We start from the raw sequence: 20,893 nt of genomic DNA on the forward strand, positions 1-20,893 counted from the left end.
TCGAGCCCTCGCGGGTCGCGGTCACGATGCCCGAGCGGCGCAGGACCGCCAGTTGCTGGGACAGCGCGGCCGGCTCGATCCCGATCTCGGCGAGCAGGTCCCGTACCGGCATCGGACCGTCCTGGAGGAGTTCCAGTACCCGGATACGTACCGGGTGCCCGAGCATCCGGAAGAACTCGGCCTTGGCCTGGTACAGCGGAACCGGCACGGTCTCCAGCGCTCCTCATCGCCCCGGCCGCCCCGGGGCATCGACTGGTGCTGTGCCCGCGGCTACCTACGGGCACAGCCTCCACAGCATGTAGTGAATTGCATAATTTTGCAATTCACGGATTCAGTAGTTCACGAGTTCGGCAGTCCTGGGACGGGGCACCGCGCACCGGCGGGGCGGCTTCGGCAGCGGCCTCCCGCAGCGGCCCCGCACACGCCCCGCTCGCGCCGTACGCCCCGCACACGACGGACGGGCCGTACGGAGATCTCTCCGTACGGCCCGTCCGCCAATACCCGCCAGGTGCTAGGCCGGAACGCTCGCCACGCCCTGCGCCAGGAACTTCTTGCCGTTCACCCGCTCCGAGACGCCCTCACGGTCCAGGTACGGCGTGATGCCGCCCAGGTGGAAGGGCCAGCCCGCGCCGGTGATCAGGCAGAGGTCGATGTCCTGGGCCTCGGCGACGACGCCCTCGTCCAGCATCAGACCGATCTCCTGCGCCACCGCGTCCAGGACCCGGTCGCGGACCTGCTCCTCGGACAGGACCACATCGCCCTGCTTCAGGAGCGCGGCGACCTCGGGGTCCAGCTCCGGCTTGCCGGAATCGTAGACGTAGAAGCCGCGCTTGCCGGCCTTGACGACCGCGGCCAGGTTCTCCGAGACGGTGAACCGGTCCGGGAAGGCGCGGTTCAGGGTCTCCGAGACGTGCAGGCCGATGGCCGGGCCGACCAGCTCCAGCAGCACCAGCGGCGACATCGGCAGACCGAGCGGCTCGATGGCCCTCTCGGAGACGTCGACCGGGGTGCCCTCGTCGATGACGTTCTGGATCTCGCCCATGAAGCGGGTGAGGATGCGGTTGACGACGAACGCCGGGGCGTCCTTCACCAGCACCGCGGTCTTCTTCAGCTTCCGCGCCACACCGAACGCCGTGGCCAGCGAGGCGTCGTCGGTCTGCTCGCCGCGGACGATCTCCAGCAGCGGCAGGATCGCGACCGGGTTGAAGAAGTGGAAGCCGACGACCCGCTCCGGGTGCTTCAGCTTCGACGCCATCTCGGTGACCGAGAGGGACGAGGTGTTGGTGGCGAGGATCGCGTGCGCCGGGGCGACCGCCTCGACCTCCGCGAACACCTGCTGCTTGACGCCGATCTCCTCGAAGACGGCCTCGATGATGAAGTCGGCGTCGGAGAAGCCCTCCGCCTTGTCCAGCACACCGGAGACCAGGGCCTTGAGCCGGTTGGCCTTGTCCTGGTTGATCCGGCCCTTGCCGAGCAGCTTCTCGATCTCGGCGTGGACGTAGCCCACACCCTTGTCGACCCGCTCCTGGTCGATGTCGGTCAGCACGACCGGCACCTCCAGGCGGCGCAGGAACAGCAGCGCCAGCTGCGAGGCCATCAGACCGGCACCCACGACGCCGACCTTCGTGACCGGGCGGGCCAGATTCTTGTCCGGGGCACCGGCCGGGCGCTTGGCGCGCTTCTGGACCAGGTTGAAGGAGTAGATCCCGGAGCGCAGCTCGCCACCCATGATCAGGTCCGCGAGGGCCTGGTCCTCGGCGTCGAAGCCGGCGCCCAGGTCGCCGTCCTTGGCCGCGGCGATGATCTCCAGCGCGCGGTACGCGGCCGGGGCGGCGCCGTGCACCTTGGAGTCGGCGATCGCCCTGCCGCGCGCGACGGCCTGGTCCCAGGCGTCACCGCGGTCGATCTCGGCACGCTCCACCGTGACCGTGCCGTTCAGCACGTTCGCGGTCCAGATCAGCGACTGCTCCAGGAAGTCCGCGCCCTCGAAGATCGCGTCGGCGATCCCGAGCTCGAAGACCTGCTTGCCCTTGAGCTGGCGGTTCTGGTTCAGCGAGTTCTCGATGATGACCGAGACCGCGCGGTCGGCGCCGATCAGGTTGGGAAGCAGCGCGCAGCCGCCCCAGCCCGGGACCAGACCGAGGAAGACCTCGGGCAGCGAGAACGCGGGCAGCGCCTTGGAGACGGTGCGGTACGAGCAGTGCAGACCGACCTCGACACCGCCGCCCATCGCCGCGCCGTTGTAGTACGCGAACGTCGGCACCGCGAGAGCGGACAGACGCCGGAACACGTCGTGGCCGCCCTTGCCGATGGCGAGCGCGTCGTCGTGGTTCTTCAGCAGCTCGACGCCCTTGAGGTCGGCGCCGACCGCGAAGATGAACGGCTTGCCGGTGATGCCGACACCGGTGATCGCACCCTCGGCGGCCTCCTTCTCGACCTGGTCGACGGCGGCGTTCAGATTCGCCAGCGACTGCGGCCCGAAGGTGGTCGGCTTGGTGTGGTCCAGGCCGTTGTCCAGCGTGATGAGGGCGAACCGCCCCGCACCGGCCGGAAGGTCCAGGTGGCGTACGTGCGCCTGGGTGACGACCTCGTCCGGGAACAGCTCGGCCGCACCCTTCAGAAGCTCGGTGGTGGTGCTCACTTGTCGCCTCCGGCGTTCTCGAAGTGCGGGTTCTCCCAGACGACCGTCGCGCCCATGCCGAAGCCGACGCACATCGTCGTCAGGCCGTAGCGGACCTCCGGCTGCTCCTCGAACTGGCGGGCCAGCTGAGTCATCAGACGCACACCGGAGGAGGCCAGCGGATGGCCGTAGGCGATGGCGCCGCCGTACTGGTTGACACGGGCGTCGTCGTCGGCGATGCCGTAGTGCTCCAGGAAGGCGAGCACCTGGACGGCGAACGCCTCGTTGATCTCGAACAGGCCGATGTCGTCGATGGTCAGCCCGGCCTTGGCGAGGGCCTTCTCGGTGGCCGGGATCGGGCCGTAGCCCATGACCTCCGGCTCGACACCCGCGAAGGCGTAGGAGACGAGGCGCATCTTCACCGGGAGGCCCAGCTCGCGGGCGACGTCCTCGGCGGCGAGCAGGGAGGCCGTCGCGCCGTCGTTGAGACCGGCGGCGTTACCGGCGGTGACCCGGCCGTGGGCGCGGAACGGGGTCTTCAGACCGGCCAGCGACTCCATCGTGGTGCCCGGGCGCATCGGCTCGTCGGCGGTGACCAGGCCCCAGCCGGTCTCGCCGGCCTCGGCGTTGGTGCGGCGCACCGAGACCGGCACCAGGTCCTGCTGGATCTTGCCGTCGGCGTACGCCTTGGCGGCCTTCTCCTGCGAACGCACCGCGTACTCGTCGGCGCGCTGCTTGGTGATCGTGGGGTACCGGTCGTGCAGGTTCTCCGCGGTCATGCCCATGAACAGCGCGGACTCGTCGACCAGCTTCTCCGACACGAAGCGCGGGTTGGGGTCCACGCCCTCGCCCATCGGGTGGCGGCCCATGTGCTCGACACCACCGGCGACGACGACGTCGTACGCGCCGAACGCGATGGAGCCGGCCGTCGAGGTGACCGCGGTCAGGGCGCCCGCGCACATGCGGTCGATGGAGTATCCGGGCACGGACTGCGGCAGCCCGGCCAGGATCCCGGCGGTACGGCCCAGCGTCAGGCCCTGGTCGCCGATCTGGGTGGTCGCCGCGATGGCGACCTCGTCGATCTTCGCGGGGTCCAGGTCCGGGTTGCGGCGCAGCAGCTCCCGGATGGCCTTCACGACGAGATCGTCGGCGCGGGTCTCGTGGTAGATGCCCTTCGGGCCCGCTTTGCCGAACGGGGTGCGGACGCCGTCGACGAAGACGACGTCCCGGATGGTACGAGGCACGGTGGCTCTCCTCCAGGGTGCGGGATGGCACTGCTGCGCGGCACGCCCGGAAGCGCGCCGCCACCATCATGCTACTTGCGGGTAACCAGACTGCCCACCCCCCACGGCGGGAGCGGTGAAGGTCACATGCGGGCGGGCTCCGGTCCGGGCGCCGTTCCAGGTCCGGAAACGCCGATCGCCGGACGCGGCTGGAATTCAGCCCCGTCCGGCGATCGGGAACACGAGGTGACCGCGGACCGCGCAACCTGGCGCGATTACGCCCCTCGAAGCGGTCTCCGGCGCGCGTTGCTCAGGCGGTCGGCGCCAGTGCGCGGGCCAGCAGCGGGGCCACCTGCTCGATCTGCCAGCGGCGCGCCCCGTACCCGGCGAGCGCGGTCTCGACCGCGTCCGGCGTCAGGTTCTTCGGCGGCTCCCAGCAGACCCGGCGCACCGTGTCCGGGGTGATCAGGTTCTCCTGCGGCATGTGCAGCCGCTCGGCGAGCTCCGACACCGCGGCGCGGGCGGCCGAGAGCCGGGCCGCCGCCGCGGGGTCCTTGTCCGCCCAGGCGCGGGGTGGCGGCGGACCGGCGAGGGTCTGGCCGGGCTGCGGCAGTTCCGTGTCCGGCAGCGCCTTGGCCCGGTCGATGGCCGCCTGCCACTGCTCCAGCTGGCGCCGCCCCATGCGGTGGCCGTACCCGGGCAGCGCGGTCAGCGCCTGCGTGTTCGGCGGCAGCGCGAGCGCGGCCTCGACGATCGCGGCGTCGCCCAGCACCTTGCCGGGCGAGATGTCGCGGCGCCGGGCGACCTGGTCGCGTGCGGTCCACAGCTCCCGCACCACCGCCATCTGGCGGCGCCGGCGGACCTTGTGCATGCCGGACGTGCGCCGCCACGGGTCCTTGCGCGGGGGAGCGGGCGGCGCCGAGGCGATCGCGTCGAACTCCTCGCGGGCCCAGTCCAGCTTGCCCTGCCGGTCGAGCTCCTCCTCCAGGGAGTTGCGCAGATCGATCAGCAGCTCGACGTCGAGCGCCGCGTAGCGCAGCCAGGGGTCGGGCAGCGGGCGGGTGGACCAGTCGACGGCGGAGTGGCCCTTCTCCAGCGAGTAGCCGAGCACGCTCTCGACCATGGCGCCGAGGCCGACGCGGGGGAAGCCGGCCAGCCGTCCGGCCAGCTCCGTGTCGAAGAGCCCGGTGGGAGTCATCCCTATTTCGCGCAGGCAGGGCAGGTCCTGGGTGGCGGCGTGCAGGATCCACTCACTGCCGCTCAGCACCTCGCCGAGGCCGGACAGGTCGGGGCAGCCGACGGGGTCGATCAGCGCGCTGCCCGCGCCGTCACGGCGCAGCTGTACGAGGTAGGCGCGCTGGCCGTAGCGGTAGCCGGAGGCGCGCTCGGCGTCGACGGCCACCGGGCCGGAGCCGTGGGCGAAGTCGGCGATCACCCGGGCGAGGGCGTCGTCGGAGGCCACCACCGGGGGAATGCCCTCGCGAGGTTCGAGCAAGGGGATCGGCGCCGGGGCGACGTCGTCCGGGGGAGCGCCCCCGGTGGTTCGCAGTGAAGTGTCTGCTGCGGTCTCTTGGGCGTCGGTCACGTGTCAAGGGTATCTGTGTATGTACGGCGCCCGTCGACGGAACGTTCCGTCGACGGGCGCCGATGAATGCAAACCAGCCGGTCCGTGCCTGCGTGGACCCGCCGGGGCGCGGGCGTCAGTGGATGATTCCCGTTCGCAGGGCGACGGCGACCATTCCGGCGCGGTCTCCGGTGCCGAGCTTGCGGGCGATTCGGGCGAGGTGGCTCTTGACGGTCAGTGCGGACAGGCCCATCGAGACGCCGATGGCCTTGTTGGACTGGCCCTCGGCGACCAGCCGGAGGACCTCGACCTCGCGGCCGGACAGTTCGCGGTAGCCGCCCGGGTGGCTCGGGGTGCCGGGGGGACGGCGGTGCATACGGGCGGCATTGGCGCCGATGGGGGCGACGCCGGGACGGGTGGGGTGGCCGATATTGGTACGTGTGCCGGTGACTACATAGCCCTTCACGCCGCCCGCGAGGGCGTTGCGCACGGCGCCGATGTCATCGGCGGCGGAGAGGGCGAGGCCGTTCGGCCAGCCGGCTGCTCGGGTCTCGGACAACAGGGTCAGCCCGGAACCGTCGGGCAGGTGGACGTCGGCTACGCAGATGTCGCGCGGATTGCCGACGCGGGGACGAGCCTCCGCGATGGACGACGCCTCGATGACGTCACGTACTCCGAGTGCCCACAGATGGCGGGTGACGGTGGAACGGACGCGCGGGTCGGCCACGACGACCATGGCCGTCGGCTTGTTCGGGCGGTAGGCGACCAGGCTTGCGGGCTGCTCTAGGAGAACGGACACCAGGCCTCCTGGGGGAGTGGACGGGACGGGCCGGCTCGGGGATGAAGCCGGGGCGAACCGTGCTTGAAGGGTCATTGACCTCTTCGGCAGCAGACCCGTGCTCCTTTAGGGGAAGATCACGATTTGCTGAGTAACAATTCGGGCAAATCGGACATGCGATCGATTGTACGAAAAGAACGCCGGTAACTGTGCATGAAATGTGACGCACAGTTACCGGCGAGGGTAGAGTTTCAGCCAGAGAATTTAGAACAGAAGAGCAAAAGATCAGGAAACCTGCGGACCGCGCCGCTGCGGAAGTGTCACCACCGCCGCGTCGGTGGGGCCCGAGGGCGGCAGACCGGCGATCTGGCACAGCAGGTCGCCCCACGCCATGAGGTGCGCCGCCGTGTCCGGCACCCCGCCGCGGCCCTCCCGCGGCGTCCACGACGCCCGGATCTCGATCTGGGTCGCCGGGCGTCTCGCGCCCAGCGCGCCGAAGTAGTGCGACCCCGCCCGGGTCACCGTGCCGCCCGCCTCCCCGTACGAGAGACCGCGCGCCTCCAGCGCACCGGTCAGCCAGGACCAGCACACCTCCGGCAGCAGCGGATCGGAGGCCATCTCCGGCTCAAGCTCGGCCCGCACCAGCGTCACCAGGCGGAAAGTGCCCTGCCAGGCGTCGTGCCCGGCCGGGTCGTGGAGCAGCACCAGGCGGCCGTCGGCGAGATCGTCCTCGCCGTCGACGACCGCCGCCTCCAGCGCGTACGCGTACGGAGCGAGCCGCTTGGGCGGCCTCGTCGACTCCACCTCCAGCTCGGGGCGGAGCCGCGCGGAGTGCAACGCGTCCACCGCCGACCGGAACGCGGGCGGGACGGAACCACCCTCCGCGCTGTCCTTGCTGTCAGCGCCATCGGTTTGATCGGAGAACTGTCCCTGAGCCGGAGCCATGCGGGGAAGAGTAGGCGGAACCGGCGCTTCGCGCAGGGAGGGACACCCTGGCGGGCCTCGGCTGCTTGTCACCACGTCAGCGATCGGGGAGTGGGCGAGGCCGCCACGGCTTCGTGCGAAGATTCCGGTGTGAGTGCCAACGACCGCCCCATGGGCCAGCAGACGAAGACCTCCGCCACCCATGAGTCGGCGTTCCTGAAGGCGTGCCGGCGCGAGCCCGTTCCGCACACGCCGGTCTGGTTCATGCGCCAGGCCGGACGTTCGCTGCCGGAGTACCTGAAGGTGCGCGAGGGCATCGGGATGCTCGACTCCTGCATGATGCCGGAGCTGGTCGCCGAGATCACGATGCAGCCCGTCCGCCGCCACAAGGTCGACGCCGCGATCTACTTCAGCGACATCGTCGTACCCCTCAAGGCCATCGGGATCGACCTCGACATCAAGCCCGGCGTCGGCCCGGTCATCGCCGACCCGATCCGCACCCGCGCCGACCTCGCCCGGCTGCGCGACCTCACGCCCGAGGACGTCGGCTACGTCACCGAGGCCATCGGCCTGCTCACCGCCGAGCTGGGCGCCACCCCCCTGATCGGATTCGCCGGAGCGCCGTTCACCCTCGCCAGCTATCTCGTGGAGGGCGGCCCGTCGCGCAACCACGAGCACACCAAGGCCCTGATGTACGGCGACCCGCAGCTCTGGGCGGATCTGCTCGACCGGCTCGCCGAGATCACCGGCGCCTTCCTCAAGGTGCAGATCGAGGCGGGCGCCTCGGCCGTCCAGCTCTTCGACTCCTGGGTGGGCGCGCTGGCCCCCGCCGACTACCGCCGTTCGGTGCTGCCCGCCTCCGCGAAGGTCTTCGACGCCGTGGCCCCGTACGGCGTCCCGCGCATCCACTTCGGCGTCGGCACCGGCGAACTCCTCGGCCCGATGGGCGAGGCGGGCGCCGATGTCGTCGGCGTCGACTGGCGGGTCCCGCTGGACGAGGCCGCGCGCCGGGTCGGCCCCGGCAAGGCGCTCCAGGGCAACCTCGACCCCGCGGTGCTGTTCGCCCCGACGGCGGCCGTCGAGGCGAAGACCCGGGAGGTGCTCGACGCGGCCGCCGGTCTCGAAGGCCATGTCTTCAACCTGGGCCACGGCGTGATGCCGTCGATGGACCCGGACGCGCTGACCCGGCTCGTCGAGTACGTGCACACCAGCACCGAACGCTGACCCGGCGACGGGCGGCACCGCGCACTCAGGCGGTGCCCGCCCGCCGTACCGCGGTCACCGCCTTGCGGGCCGCCACCAGGACCGGATCCCAGACCGGCGAGAACGGCGGGGCGTAACCCAGGTCCAGGGCGGTCATCTGCTCCACCGTCATCCCGGCCGTGAGCGCCACCGCCGCGATGTCCACCCGCTTGGCCGCCCCGTCCCGGCCCACGATCTGCACCCCGAGCAGCCGGCCCGTGCGGTACTCCGCGAGCATCTTCACCGTCATCGGCCGCGCCCCCGGGTAGTAGCCCGCCCGGCCCGTCGACTCGATCGTCGCCGTGACGTACCGCAGACCCACCGCGCGGGCGTCCTTCTCGCGCAGACCGGTACGGGCGATCTCCAGGTCGCACACCTTGCTCACCGCCGTGCCGACCACCCCGGGGAACGTCCCGTAGCCGCCGCCGACGTTGGACCCGATGATCTGGCCGTGCTTGTTGGCGTGGGTGCCCAGCGCGATGTGGCGGGTGCGGCCCGCCACCAGGTCGAGGACCTCCACGCAGTCGCCGCCCGCCCAGATGTTGTCGTGCCCGACGACCCGCATCGAAAGATCGGTCAGCAGCCCGCCGTGCGGGCCGAGCGGCAGCCCGACGGCACGGGCCAGCGTCGTCTCCGGCTCCACGCCGATCCCGAGCACCACCACGTCCGCCGGGTAGGAGGCGTCGCCGGTGGCGACCGCGCGGACCCGGCCGTACGAACCGGTGCGGATCGCGGTGACCTCGGACCGGTTGACCGTGGTGATGCCCAGGCCGTCCATCGCGTCGTGGACCAGCCGCCCCATGTCGGGGTCGAGCGTCGCCATCGGCTGCTCGCCGCGGTTGAGCACGGTCACCTCGAAGCCGTGCTTCAGCATGGCCTCCGCCATCTCCACACCGATGTAGCCCGCCCCGACGACGACCGCGCGCCTGCCGCCCGGCGCCCGGTCCAGGGACTCCAGCAGCGCCTGACCGTCGTCCAGGGTCTGCACCCCGTGCACCCCCGGCGCGTCCATGCCGGGCAGCGCCGGACGCACCGGCCGGGCACCCGTCGCGATCACCAGCTTGTCGAAGCCCGTCCAGTACGAATCGCCGGAGCCCAGGTCCAGCACCCGCACCCGCTGCCCGGCGACATCGATCTCCGTGACCTCGGTACGCATCCGCAGATCGATGCCGCGGGCCCGGTGCTCCTCGGGCGTACGCGCGACGAGGTGGTCCCGCTCCGCGACGTCGCCGCCGACCCAGTACGGGATGCCGCAGGCGGAGTACGACGTGAAATTGCCCCGCTCGAACGCGACGATGCCCAGCTCGTCGGGGCCCTTGAGCCTGCGGGCCTGGGACGCGGCGGACATGCCCGCCGCGTCACCACCGATGACCACCAGTCGCTCCGCCGTCATGCCTGGTCCCTTCGACACCCGGGGTCCGTCCCCGGTCCGAAGGGACCACGCTACGACGCCGGGGGAGCGGGCGAGGACCCTCCCGGCCCGGGTGTCCGCGGCGCACGGCGTCCGGGCAGCCGGCGGTGCAGCAGCCGCCACAGCAGCGCGAGCACGGCCGCCGCGGCCAGGAACGGGGCCGCGGCACCCACCGCCATCGCCAGCCACAGCAGCGCCGTCACGAACGCGTGCCAGCCGCCGCCGAGCGCGTCCAGGAAACCGGGACCGTCGCCGTCGCCGTCCTTCGCCGCCGTCTCCGGCTCGGAGAGGTCGAGGGTGATCGTGGCGAGCGTGGTGCGGTCCTTCAGCGACGCCTGCTGGGCGAGCAGCGACTCCAGGGCCGCCTGACGGCTGCTCAGCTCGCCCTCCAGCGTGACCACGTCGCCGAGCTTCTCCGCCTGGTCCATCAGCTTCCGTACCCGCGCCACACTCGCCCGCTGGGTGGCGATCCGGCTCTCCACGTCGACCACCTGGTCGGTGACGTCCTTCGCCGACGAGGTGCGCGACAGCAGCTTTCCGGTGCCCGCCAGCCGCTTCAGCACCGCCTCGTACTCGCCCTGCGGAACACGCAGCACGAGATGTGACACCTCATGCGTGTCGTCGACGCGCTCGGTCTTCTCGTCGGCCACCAGACCGCCCGCGCCCTCGGCGGCCGACCGGGCGGCCGCGGCCGCCTTCGGCGCGTTGTCCACCTCCACCGAGAGCGAGGCGGTACGGATGACATGGGTGCCGGAGGGCAGGGCGTCGGTCTTCCTCCGCTGCGACGGCGAACCGGCCGTCCCCTGCTCCGCCTTCCCGGCCGCCGCGTCGGCGGCGCCCCGCTCCTCGGCGCCGAACGCCCGCTTGTCGTCACCGGAACTCGCGTCGCTCGCACTGTCCGCGGCGGCACAGCCGCTCAGCGCGAGCAGGCCGGCCACGAGGCCGGCCGCCAGGACCAGACGCGGACGACGGACCGATGAACGGCCAGGATGCCGGTGTCTCTGCATGAATGCCCCCCAGGGCGGATCGTCGATGGTGCGGGTTCGACGTGCCGGGCCGGGGCACCGGTTGCCGAATGCCGGTTTCGAAGCAGTCACGTTCAGGACTCGGACCGGGTTTGAGAGAGTGGGGACATGCAGCGTTCAATAAACCGCGCGGACCCGGACACCGGACACGTCGTCGTCATCGGCGGCGGCATCGCCGGTCTCGCCGCCGCCCACCGGCTCCTCGGGACCGGCCTGCGGGTCACCCTGCTGGAGGCCACCGAGCGGCTCGGCGGCAAGCTCATGACCGGCGAGATCGCCGGCACCCAGGTCGACCTCGGCGCCGAGTCGATGCTCGCCCGGCGCCCCGAGGGCGTGGACCTGGCACGCGACGTCGGGCTCGGCGACCGCCTCCAGCCGCCCGCCACGGCCACCGCGTCGGTCTGGACACGCGACGCCCTGCGCCCCATGCCCAAGGGCCATGTGATGGGCGTCCCCGGCGACCCGGCGGCGCTCGGCGGACTGCTCACCCCCGAGGGCCTCGCCCGCATCGCGCAGGAACGCGATCTCACCCCGACCCCCGTCGGCGACGACGTCGCCGTCGGCGCGTACGTCGCCGACCGGCTCGGCCGCGAGGTCGTCGACCGGCTCGTGGAGCCGCTGCTCGGCGGTGTGTACGCGGGCGACGCCTACCGGATCTCGATGCGCGCCGCCGTACCGCAGCTCTTCGAGGCGGCGCGGGAGGGCGGCTCGCTGCTCGACGGCGTCCGCCGCATCCAGGAACGGGCCGCGGCCCGGCAGCAGACCGGACCGGTCTTCCAGGGCCTGGCCGGCGGCATCGGCACCCTGCCCGGGGCGGTCGCCGACGCCGTGCGCGCGGGCGGCGGGGAGATCCTCACCGCCACCCCCGTACTCGGCCTGACCCGTACCGCCGAGGGCTGGGACGTCCGCACGGACACCCGGGTCATCAACGCCGACGGCATCGTGCTCGCCGCCCCGGCCTGGTCCGCCTCCACGCTGCTCGCCGCCGAGTCCCCGGCGGCCTCCGCCGAGCTGGCCGGTGTCGAGTACGCGTCGATGGCCCTCGTCACCATGGCCTTCCGCCGCTCCGACATCGCCGCCACCACCGCACTGGACGGCCGCTCCGGCTTCCTCGTTCCCCCGGTCGACGGCCGCACCATCAAGGCGTCCACGTTCTCCTCCCACAAATGGGACTGGGTCGCCGGATCCGCCCCTGACCTCTTCGTCCTGCGGACCTCCGTCGGCCGCTACGGCGAGGAGGACCACATCCACCGCGAGGACGCCGAACTGGTCGACGTGTCGCTGCGCGACCTCGCCGAGGCCACCGGTCTGGCCGCCGAACCGGTGGACACCGAGGTCACCCGGTGGCTCGGCGGACTGCCCCAGTACCCGGTGGGCCATCTCTCCCGGGTCGCCCGGATCCGCGACGAGGTCGCCAAGCTGCCCGCGCTGCGGGTCTGCGGAGCGGTCTACGACGGAGTCGGCATCCCGGCGTGCATCGCGAGCGCCCACCGCGCCGCGGACGAGATCGCGGCCGACATCACCGGCGGATCCGGTGAAGAGATCATCGCCACGTCGACCCTGGTTAAGGGCACACGGAGCGAGGCGGGACAATAGCCGTATGAGTGCGCCTGAGACTGTGAAATCAAGCAAGGGCCCCAACGCGGGTAAGAAGGCCAAGGACCTCAACGAGGTCATTCGCTACACGCTGTGGTCCGTCTTCAAGCTGCGCGACGTCCTGCCCGCGGACCGGGCCGGCTACGCCGACGAGGTCCAGGAGCTGTTCGACCAGCTCGCGGCCAAGGACATCACCGTCCGCGGCACCTACGACGTCTCCGGTCTGCGGGCCGACGCCGACGTCATGATCTGGTGGCACGCCGAGACGGCGGACGAGCTCCAGGAGGCGTACAACCTCTTCCGGCGCACCAGGCTGGGCCTGGCGCTGGAGCCGGTCTGGTCGAACATGGCGCTGCACCGCCCCGCCGAGTTCAACAAGTCCCACATCCCTGCGTTCCTGGCCGACGAGACGCCGCGCAACTACATCAGCGTGTACCCCTTCGTGCGCTCCTACGACTGGTACCTCCTGCCCGACGAGGACCGTCGCCGCATGCTCGCGGACCACGGGAAGATGGCGCGCGGCTACCCCGACGTCCGGGCCAACACCGTCGCCTCCTTCTCGCTCGGCGACTACGAGTGGATCCTCGCCTTCGAGGCCGACGAGCTCTACCGCATCGTCGACCTGATGCGTCATCTGCGGGCCTCCGAAGCGCGGATGCACGTCCGCGAAGAGGTCCCGTTCTACACGGGGCGCAGGAAGTCGGTTGCAGACCTGGTGGCCGGGCTCGCGTAGCGAGCGGGCTCCGACCACCCCAACCCGGAAGATCAGACGACGGGCAACGGCGCGCAACGCGCTGCCCGTCGTTCCAGCGACACCGGGTTCGGCTCCGGGTGCGCCCCCCCCCCCCCCCCCCCCACCGGCGTCTTTTCGTCACGCCCCACCGCACACCACTTCACGACGTACCGCCGCCGAGCGCGGCCCGCAGCGCCGGATCGTCCACGGCGCGCACCCCGCGTACCGCGATCGCGGCCAGCACATCACGGTGCGCCCCGGCGTCCGGCACATCGTGCGCGGCGAGCAGCCGCTGACCGGCGGGCGACGCCCACGAGCTGTACGGATGGACCTCCATCCGGGCTATGGCCAGACAGCCGACGGTCAGCGCGAGCGGCAGCCCGAACCACACCAGCAGCGACATCACCGGCCCGCCGGGGCCGTGTTCCTGACCGGGCATCAGCAGTGTGACCGCCCCCATCGCGACCACCAGCGCGGCAGCGCCGCGCACCGCGCGCACCGCGGCCGCGACATCGGTACCGGCATCTTCGGGCAGCGCCAGACCCGCGGCGACCAGCCGGTCGGCCAGGGCGCGTACGGCGTCGGCGCCGGCCGCGGCGGTCCGTATCGGCGGTATCGGGGCTTGGCCCCGCGGCCCTATCGCACGGATCACCGTGCGCTCCATCTCGTCGCGGCCCTCCGGGTCGACGACCGTCGCCCAGCCGGTGTGCGCGAGCAGCAGCCGCCTGCGCAGATGCATGCCGGCCAGCACCAGATCGATCACCCGGTGGGGGCCGCCGGCCAGGAACGCGGTCTCGTACAGGGTCAGTTCATGCCCGGCGGCGATGCTCCCCACGTCCTCGGCGGACGCGCCGGACAGCAGCCCCGTGCGGGCCGAGACGAGGCAGAGGCGGACGCACGAGACGGTTGCCGCACCCCACGCGACCAGCAGAAACAGTACCCAGAGCATGGCGGCTTTCTATGCGAGGAGGGCTCGGAACGCCATGGCCCGTTCACCATGCGGACGGCGGGGCCCCGTCCGGCGGCGCCGGAATCGCCCTAGCTGCCGCAACTGGACCCGCCACCACAGCTGGAGCCGCCGCTGGAGCAGCTGGAACCGCTGCTGCCGCCGCAGCCGGAGCCGCTCGAACCGCCGCAGCCGGACCCCGAGCCGCAACTCGACCCGGAACTGCACCCGCCCCCGCCCCCGTCGCCGGAACTCCCACAACTGCCGTGACCGGGACTCGTACCCGCACACCACACCACCGGCGCGAGCAGCAGGGCGGAGGACCCCGTGGACGCCGTCGCCGTCGCCGTGTGCGACCGCCGCCCCTGCGGCTGCATCCGGGCCGCCGCGATCAGCTGTGCCTGGAGCACCGGATCGGGGAGCGCCCGCAGCCCTTGCGTCGCCACCAGACCGGCCGGGCCGGGGGCGTACGCGTGAGCGGCGCGGTAGGCCTCGGCGGCCCGGCGCCCCGACCTGGTGACGCGTCCCCGGGCGACCCCGGCGCAGATGAAGCCGGTGAGCAGGCCGAGGATCAGGACCGGGAGCACCTTGAGGACGAACGGCACGGGGGAGTCCGGGGACAGTTCGTCGGACAGCGACTGGCTCACGGTCGCCACGACGGTGAGCGGGACGGCCAGTACGCAGACCAGCCCCTGGACGATGCCCCAGCGGCGCCACGTCCGGCTCGCGGTGGGCGCCGCCAGCAGACCGCGGGCCGCGAGCCCGTCGCCGACCTCCTGCACCGCCGGGTGCCGCATCACCGCCTCGCGCAGGGTGTGCAGCGCCCCGCTGGGAGCCGCGGCGTGTTCCTGGAGCACCGCGCGCTCCACCGGGTCGTGGGCCTCGGCCCGCTGGACGGCGACGATTCCGGGGCCGCCGACGGCGAGCCGGCCGTCCGCCTGCATCGCGGTGAGCGCGGTGTCCACGACCCTGCCCGGACCGCCGTTGAGGAAGGCGACCTCGTGGAGGTCGTGGACGGCGCCGCCGGTGCCGCCACGGGCCCGCGAGAGCCCCACGACCAGCAGCACGGAGGAGACCACGATCCCGAGGTCCACCAGCAGTGCGACGGTGTTCATGCCGGTCACCTTCCGGTCAGGGCCGCGCGGGCGGCTCGTACCAGCCGGGTCGCGCGGCGCGGCGGGTGCGCACCTGCCCGGTCCTGCCACCAGTGGGTCAGCCGGCGCCGGTCGGCGGCGTCGGCGGGCCGGCCCGCGATCAGCAGCTGTTCGGCGAAGTCCAGCGCGTCGCGCCGGTACCCGCCGGACATGGGGCGGGCGCCGGCGTACGAGAGGAAGGCGTCCCGGTAGCCGCTGCCGAGGATCTCCGGCAGCTCGGGCGCCACCTTGGCGACGACCCCGGCCCGCTTGGCGGCCAGGGCGCGGCTCTGGACGCCGAGGCGTTCCCGGTCGAAGCCCCGCGGGGCGGGGCCGCCGGCGACGAGCGCGCCGAGCAGCGCGGTCTGGGCCGCCGAGAGCCGGTCGCGCGTGGCGGCGGAGGGCGTGGACGCCCCGGCCGGCGCGGACCGGCGGACACGCGGGGCGGGCCGCCCCGTGTCCTTGGACGACCCGGCCAAGGTGGCCCGGATCATGTCCAGTTCGCCCGCCAGCTCCGCGGCCGGCGGGAAGTCGTCGTCGCGTTCCAGCAGGACGCCGGGCGGGTCGACCCGGGAGCGGAGCTCGGCCAGGACGTCGAGGACGGGACCGGTGACCGGATGGGCGTGGGTGTCGTGCCACACGCCGTCCTTCTCGACGCCGCCGGCCACATGCACGTACGCGATGGCCTCCACCGGCAGCTCGTCGAGCGCGGTGGCCGGGTCCTCGCCGAGATTGACGTGGTTGGTGTGCAGATTGGCCACGTCGATCAGCAGCCGGACCCCGGTGCGCTCGACCAGCTCCGCCAGGAACTGCCCCTCGGTCAGCTCCTCGCCGGGCCAGGAGATCAGCGCCGCGATGTTCTCCAGGGCCAGCGGCACCGGCAGCGAGTCCTGCGCGATGCGTACGTTCTCGCAGAGCACGTCCAGCGCGTCCCGGGTCCGCGGGACGGGCAGCAGATGACCCGCCTCCAGAACCGGCGAGGAGACGCGCGGGCCCCCGGCCCGTACGAACGCGATGTGCTCGGTCACCAGCGGCGCGGCCAGCAGCTCGGCGCGGGCGGCGAGATCCGCCAGCCGGCCCGGGTCGGGGCGGTCGGCGCCGCCGAGCCCCAGCGAGACCCCGTGCGGCACGACCGTGACACCGCGCGCCCTGAGCCGTACCAGCGAATCGGGCAGATGACCGGTGCAGATGTTCTCCGCGACCGCCTCCACCCAGTCGATCCCGGGCAGCGCCTCGACGGCGTCCGCGATCTCCGGCCGCCAGCCGATCCCGATTCCCAGCCTCATGCCGTCCCCCTCCTCCGCTCCGTGCAGGGCTCATGGCCCCTCGGGCCGGTGGTGAATCCGAAGAGAGGGACGTTCAGAGCTCGATTTGAGGTTCCCGGCCCCGCCGCTCAGCCGCGTCGCAGTGCCGGGTGGTCGGCGACCACCGTGCACGACCCGGGGGCGATCTCGGTGAACCCGGCGTCCTGCACCACCGGAAGCCCGCTCACCGTGAGCTCCCGCCAGCTCCCCGCCTCCGCGGTGGCGACGGAGAGCGGGAAGCCCGCCTCCCGCCACGCCTTGCGCTCCGTGTCCGACAGCTCCCACCAGGCGAGCTGCGCACCGTGTCCGGCCTGCGCCATCGTCTTGCCCGCCGACATGTCCAGCTCCGGGTTGAGCCACAGCACCGGACCCGAGCGATCGGGCGCGGCCGGCGGCTCCGGGTCGTCCAGATCCGTCCCCGACACCTGGAGCTTCGCCAGCTCCTTCGGCCAGCCGTCCAGCGGCACCGGCGGGAAGACCCGCACCTCGGCGCTGTCACCGGTGACCGTGATGCCCGGCAGCGCCGACGCCCTGCGCCACTCCGCGCCGCGCGCCCGCCGCACCACCTTGCGGATCCGGGCGTCCTGCCAGTCCCGCATCACCCGCGCCCACTCGCCCTCGCCCATCGAGCGCTCGTCGCTGAGCATCACGAGCACCGCGCGGGCCGCCGTCCGCAACGCGTCGGTACGGGCCGGGGGAGCCGTCTTCTCGATGTGCACGACCAACGGCAGTACGTACTGCGGCGCCTCGTCGCGGCTCGTCGGCTCCGACCTGAACGGGCTGTCCGCCGCGGGCGAACGGGGAGTGGACGGGGACGCGGGAATGTCATTGCTGCTCACCCGGTCCAGTCTGCCAGCCGCCCGACCCGGGCATCTTGGCGGAATGGACTGCTCCGGGTGAGGATGCACCGCATGAAGAGCGATCTCTTTTCCAGCGAGAACCTGGCACAGCAGGCGACGGCCCCCGGGATGACCCTGCAGAACGCCAAATCCATCAAATACGCCGTCAACGGCGAGATGCACGCCCGCCAGGGAGCGATGATCGCCTTCCGCGGTGATCTGCAGTTCGAGCGCAAGGGCCAGGGCATAGGCGGCATGCTGAAGCGCGCCGTCACCGGTGAGGGACTGCCGCTGATGGCGGTCCGGGGCCAGGGCGAGGCCTGGTTCGCGCACGAGGCCGCCAACTGCTTCATCGTGGAGATGGAGCACGGCGACGTCCTCACGATCAACGGCCGCAACGTGCTCTGCTTCGACCCCACGCTCTCCTACGAGATCAAGACCGTGAAGGGCGCCGGAATGACCGGCGGCGGCCTCTTCAACAGCGTCTTCACCGGCTACGGCAAGCTCGGCCTGATGTGTGAGGGCCACCCCATCGTGATCCCCGTCACGCCGCAGCAGCCGGTCTGCGTCGACACGGACGCGGTGGTCGGCTGGAGCGCCAACCTGACCACGTCGCTGCACCGTTCGCAGAGCGTCGGCTCGATGATCCGCGGCGGATCCGGCGAGGCCGTCCAACTGCGGCTGGACGGCGAGGGATTCGTGATCGTACGGCCCAGCGAGGCCAAGCCCGAGAAGACGGCCAACTGAGGCTGGACGGGGTCGGCCGCCGGTACGGGATCGGCGGCCCGTGGGTGCTGCGCGGAATCGGCCTCGACCTGCCCGCGCACACCCTGATCCGGATCGAGGGGGCCAACGGCACCGGCAAGTCGACCCTGCTGCGGCTGCTCGCCGGGATCGACGCCCCGACGGAGGGCCGGATCACCGGCCGCCGGGCACGCACCGCCTACGTCCCCGAGCGCTTCCCGGCCGCGCTGCCGTTCACCGCGTCCGGGTACCTCGTCCACCTCGGCCGGATCCACGGCCTGCGGACCCCCGAGGCGGCGGACCGCGCCGGGGCCTGGCTGGCCCGCTTCGGGGCCGCCGGCCACGCCCGCACACCGCTGGCGGAACTCTCCAAGGGCACCAGCCAGAAGGTCGCCGTCGCCCAGGCGTTCCTCGCCGAGCCGGAGCTGCTGATCCTGGACGAGGCCTGGACCGGGCTCGACACGGCGGCCCGGGACGAGCTGGACCGGGCGGTGGCCGAACGGGTCGCGGCCGGCGCCACCGTCGTCTTCGTCGACCACGACCCGCGCAGGCTCGCCGGATCGGCCGACGCCGTGTTCCGGATCGAGGGCAACACCCTCCTCGCCGCCCCCGGGACACCCGCCACCGGTACCGGCCCGCGGGTGAGGATCGAGGCGGCGGGCCCGCCCGGCGCCGCGCTCCCCGCCGGACTGCCGGGCGCTCCGGAGCACACCCCCGCGCCCGGCGGAGGCGTACGGCTCACCGTCACGGCCGCGCACTCCGACGCGCTGCTGCGCACCCTGCTCACCGCCCACCCGCCCTGGCACATCCGGCAGGTGGGCATCGCACCCGCCCGTGCCGAAAGCGACGCTCCGCCCCGGTCCGCCACGGACCCGGGTGGCCGCCCGACCCCCGAGGCACCATGACCGCCCTCCTGCGCTACCAGACCGCCCTGCTGGTCCGCTCCCAGCGCTGGCTCGCCCCGGTCCTGCTGTACGCGGCCTTCATCGGCGTCGGCGTGCAGCAGGGACAGCCCGTCCTCGACTCGCTCGGCTACACCGCCGCCGGGCTCCTGCCCGTCACCGCCTGGCTCGTACAGCTCTGCGTCAACCAGGAGCCGCCCGCCGCCCGCACCGTCGTCGCCGCGGCGGCGGGACCGGCGAGGGCGCATCTGGCGGCGCTGCTCGCCGGGCTCGGCTGCGCCGGACTGCTGGGGGCGGCCGCCGGCCTGATCGTGCTGCTGATCAGCAAACCGGCCGGCGCCGACGGTTCCGTCCGGGTGCCGCTGCTGCCCGCCGGGATCGCGGGGCTGCTCGCCGTCGCCTGCTGTGTGCTGCTGGGGGCGGTGATCGGGGCGCTCGGCACCCGGCCGCTGCTGCACCGGCGCGGCTGGTCCGTCGCCGCCACCGTGTTCCTCGCGCTGCCCGCGCTGGTGATCGGCGGTTCGCCCGCGAACGCCGCCGTGACCGGCCTGGTCACCGGGTCGCGGACCGGCACGGTGCACCTGCCCGTCCTGCCGCTCGTCGCCGCCACCGCCCTCGCCGTCGTGACGGCCGCGCTCGTCGCCAAGGTGGCTTCCCTGCGCGCCTGAGTAGGCTCGTACACATGGACGAACGCAGGGAAGAGACGTACTGCGGTGCATCCGCCGCGAGCACCGCGGCCACCGGGACGGAGACCGCCGCGGGGCCCCCGTACGCCGAGTGCGTGCTCTGCCGGAAGCCCACCGAGTACCCGGAGTCGGTGAAGGGCATCACCCTCTGCCCGGTCTGCGAATGGCAGGAGGCCCAGCGCACGGCGTGCTCCGGCTGAGCGGGACACGGGGCCGCGGTCAGCGCCGCGCGGCCCGGATCAGGTCGGAGACCTTCACGAAGCGGTACCCGCGCTCACGCAGTTCCGGGACGATCCGCTCGACCGCCTCGTCGGTGACCGGCGCCGCGCTGCGGGTGCAGTGCATGACGACCAGCGACCCCGGCCGCACCCCGTCCAGCACCTGTTCGGCCACCGCGTCCGGGTCCGTCGCGAAGGCGTCGCCGCTGATGACGTCCCACTGGACCGCCGTCACCTTCTCGGGCGCGAGCGCGCGCAGCGAGGCATCGTCGTAGCAGCCGCCGGGGAAGCGGAAGTACGGCACCGTATTGCGCACCCCCGCCTTCCGGAACGAGGCGGAGGCCCGCGCCACATCGGCGCGCATGCCGTCCTTCGCCACGGCCGGCAGTCCGTAGCAGGGGGACGTGAAGGCGTAGTGGCTGTACGAGTGGTTGCCGACCTCGAAGAGCGGATCGGCGCCGATGGACCTGGCCTGCGCCGGGTACTCGTCGGCCCACCGCCCGGTCATGAAGACCGTCGCCGGTACCTCCGACCGGCGCAGCAGATCGATGAGTCCGGGATTGTCGAAATGCTCGCCGGCCGCCGCGCGCGGGCCCTCGTCGGCCGTCATGTCGGCGTCGAAGGTCAGCGCCACCACCTTCTCGCCGGCCTTCACGCCGCGCTCGAAGACCGGCGTCCGCGCACCGGGGCCCGGAGCCAGCGTGGGCGGCGCCGGGGCCGCGTGCGACGGGGCGTGGGCCGCGACGGGCGTACGCCCGTCGGCCGGAGGGCCGTCGGCAGGCGTACTGCCGGGGCCCCCGCAGCCGGCGAGGCTGCCCAGCACCACACCGAGAACGGTCAGAGCCGTTGATTTCCGCACAGAATGGGTCACCAGCGGAAAGTATCGGTTTATCTGATCAATGGGCGGATATGGGGCCGCCCCCGTCCGGAGTCGCACCCGGATTCACCCGGGCCGTCGAGTCGGCGGGGGCGGTCCCCCCGGTCCGCCCCCGCCCGACCGCGCCT

Annotated in this window: 20 protein-coding genes; 7 read left to right on the forward strand and 13 right to left on the reverse strand. The window is 72.6% G+C overall.

The window, feature by feature from the left end:
• From AADR41_RS34115 to AADR41_RS34140, 6 genes are all read right to left on the reverse strand, one after another.
• A partial coding sequence (locus AADR41_RS34115; protein WP_342285706.1) for an ArsR/SmtB family transcription factor occupies window positions 1-208 on the reverse strand: 208 nt, incomplete at its 3' end.
• A gap of 303 nt (window positions 209-511) precedes the next feature.
• The gene (locus AADR41_RS34120; RefSeq protein WP_342285707.1) at window positions 512-2,641 is read right to left on the reverse strand and encodes a 3-hydroxyacyl-CoA dehydrogenase NAD-binding domain-containing protein; all 2,130 of its coding nucleotides are present in this window, start codon (window positions 2,639-2,641) and stop codon (window positions 512-514) included.
• On the reverse strand, window positions 2,638-3,864 hold the full coding sequence (locus AADR41_RS34125) for a thiolase family protein (RefSeq protein WP_342285708.1): 1,227 nt from the start codon (window positions 3,862-3,864) through the stop codon (window positions 2,638-2,640). Before AADR41_RS34125 ends, AADR41_RS34120 begins: the two co-directional genes overlap by 4 nt.
• A gap of 289 nt (window positions 3,865-4,153) precedes the next feature.
• Window positions 4,154-5,428: a ribonuclease D gene (locus AADR41_RS34130; RefSeq protein WP_342285709.1), complete on the reverse strand. Its 1,275-nt coding sequence runs from the start codon at window positions 5,426-5,428 to the stop codon at window positions 4,154-4,156.
• Window positions 5,429-5,543: 115 nt separating this feature from the next.
• Window positions 5,544-6,206: a helix-turn-helix transcriptional regulator gene (locus tag AADR41_RS34135; RefSeq protein ID WP_024488613.1), complete on the reverse strand. Its 663-nt coding sequence runs from the start codon at window positions 6,204-6,206 to the stop codon at window positions 5,544-5,546.
• Between the two features lie 264 nt (window positions 6,207-6,470).
• Window positions 6,471-7,130 carry a DUF3000 domain-containing protein gene (locus tag AADR41_RS34140; RefSeq protein ID WP_342285714.1) on the reverse strand — a complete coding sequence of 220 codons (660 nt, stop codon included), beginning with the start codon at window positions 7,128-7,130 and terminating at the stop codon, window positions 6,471-6,473.
• A gap of 129 nt (window positions 7,131-7,259) precedes the next feature.
• Between AADR41_RS34140 and hemE the strand changes: the two genes are divergently transcribed.
• Window positions 7,260-8,333 (forward strand): uroporphyrinogen decarboxylase, encoded by a 1,074-nt coding sequence (gene hemE / locus AADR41_RS34145; RefSeq protein WP_446751154.1) that lies wholly within the window; start codon window positions 7,260-7,262, stop codon window positions 8,331-8,333.
• Between the two features lie 25 nt (window positions 8,334-8,358).
• On the opposite strand, the gene AADR41_RS34150 is transcribed toward hemE, so the two are convergent.
• Both AADR41_RS34150 and AADR41_RS34155 read right to left on the reverse strand, forming a co-directional pair.
• Entirely contained in the window at window positions 8,359-9,744 is a 1,386-nt protein-coding gene (locus AADR41_RS34150) for an FAD-dependent oxidoreductase (protein ID WP_342285715.1), read from the reverse strand.
• A 50-nt stretch (window positions 9,745-9,794) separates the two neighbouring features.
• Window positions 9,795-10,769 (reverse strand): DUF4349 domain-containing protein, encoded by a 975-nt coding sequence (locus AADR41_RS34155; protein ID WP_342285717.1) that lies wholly within the window; start codon window positions 10,767-10,769, stop codon window positions 9,795-9,797.
• 126 nt (window positions 10,770-10,895) lie between these two features.
• On the opposite strand from AADR41_RS34155, the gene hemG reads away from it, so the two are divergent.
• Both hemG and hemQ read left to right on the forward strand, forming a co-directional pair.
• The gene (hemG, locus tag AADR41_RS34160) at window positions 10,896-12,383 is read left to right on the forward strand and encodes a protoporphyrinogen oxidase (RefSeq protein ID WP_342285719.1); all 1,488 of its coding nucleotides are present in this window, start codon (window positions 10,896-10,898) and stop codon (window positions 12,381-12,383) included.
• A gap of 4 nt (window positions 12,384-12,387) precedes the next feature.
• Window positions 12,388-13,116, forward strand: a complete 729-nt coding sequence (hemQ, locus tag AADR41_RS34165; protein ID WP_093542266.1) for a hydrogen peroxide-dependent heme synthase — start codon at window positions 12,388-12,390, stop codon at window positions 13,114-13,116.
• Between the two features lie 160 nt (window positions 13,117-13,276).
• On the opposite strand, the gene AADR41_RS34170 is transcribed toward hemQ, so the two are convergent.
• The 4 genes from AADR41_RS34170 to AADR41_RS34185 all read right to left on the reverse strand — a co-directional run bounded on the left by AADR41_RS34170 (window position 13,277) and on the right by AADR41_RS34185 (window position 17,338).
• Complete coding sequence (locus AADR41_RS34170) at window positions 13,277-14,065, reverse strand: TIGR04222 domain-containing membrane protein (RefSeq protein WP_342285722.1); 789 nt, start codon at window positions 14,063-14,065, stop codon at window positions 13,277-13,279.
• An 89-nt stretch (window positions 14,066-14,154) separates the two neighbouring features.
• Entirely contained in the window at window positions 14,155-15,177 is a 1,023-nt protein-coding gene (locus AADR41_RS34175; RefSeq protein ID WP_342285724.1) for a TIGR04222 domain-containing membrane protein, read from the reverse strand.
• Between the two features lie 5 nt (window positions 15,178-15,182).
• Window positions 15,183-16,481 carry a DUF692 domain-containing protein gene (locus tag AADR41_RS34180; RefSeq protein ID WP_342285725.1) on the reverse strand — a complete coding sequence of 433 codons (1,299 nt, stop codon included), beginning with the start codon at window positions 16,479-16,481 and terminating at the stop codon, window positions 15,183-15,185.
• Between the two features lie 107 nt (window positions 16,482-16,588).
• Window positions 16,589-17,338, reverse strand: a complete 750-nt coding sequence (locus AADR41_RS34185) for a peptidyl-tRNA hydrolase (protein ID WP_342285727.1) — start codon at window positions 17,336-17,338, stop codon at window positions 16,589-16,591.
• Window positions 17,339-17,410: 72 nt separating this feature from the next.
• Between AADR41_RS34185 and AADR41_RS34190 the strand changes: the two genes are divergently transcribed.
• The 4 genes from AADR41_RS34190 to AADR41_RS34205 are packed head-to-tail and all read left to right on the forward strand — an operon-like array spanning window position 17,411 to window position 19,870.
• On the forward strand, window positions 17,411-18,085 hold the full coding sequence (locus AADR41_RS34190; protein ID WP_124721173.1) for an AIM24 family protein: 675 nt from the start codon (window positions 17,411-17,413) through the stop codon (window positions 18,083-18,085).
• A 44-nt stretch (window positions 18,086-18,129) separates the two neighbouring features.
• Window positions 18,130-18,987, forward strand: coding sequence for an ATP-binding cassette domain-containing protein (locus AADR41_RS34195; RefSeq protein ID WP_342285728.1), 858 nt, complete (start codon window positions 18,130-18,132; stop codon window positions 18,985-18,987).
• Window positions 18,984-19,652 (forward strand): ABC transporter, encoded by a 669-nt coding sequence (locus AADR41_RS34200; RefSeq protein WP_342285730.1) that lies wholly within the window; start codon window positions 18,984-18,986, stop codon window positions 19,650-19,652. Before AADR41_RS34195 ends, AADR41_RS34200 begins: the two co-directional genes overlap by 4 nt.
• 14 nt (window positions 19,653-19,666) lie before the next feature.
• A complete protein-coding gene (locus AADR41_RS34205) occupies window positions 19,667-19,870 on the forward strand; it encodes a hypothetical protein (RefSeq protein WP_342285732.1) in 204 nt (67 codons plus the stop codon).
• A gap of 19 nt (window positions 19,871-19,889) precedes the next feature.
• On the opposite strand, the gene AADR41_RS34210 is transcribed toward AADR41_RS34205, so the two are convergent.
• A complete protein-coding gene (locus AADR41_RS34210) occupies window positions 19,890-20,759 on the reverse strand; it encodes a polysaccharide deacetylase family protein (RefSeq protein WP_446751155.1) in 870 nt (289 codons plus the stop codon).
• Between the last annotated feature and the right edge of the window lie 134 nt (window positions 20,760-20,893).

Origin of the sequence: Streptomyces sp. CLV115 (assembly GCF_038448545.1) — a bacterium.
Taxonomy (GTDB): domain Bacteria; phylum Actinomycetota; class Actinomycetes; order Streptomycetales; family Streptomycetaceae; genus Streptomyces; species Streptomyces sanglieri.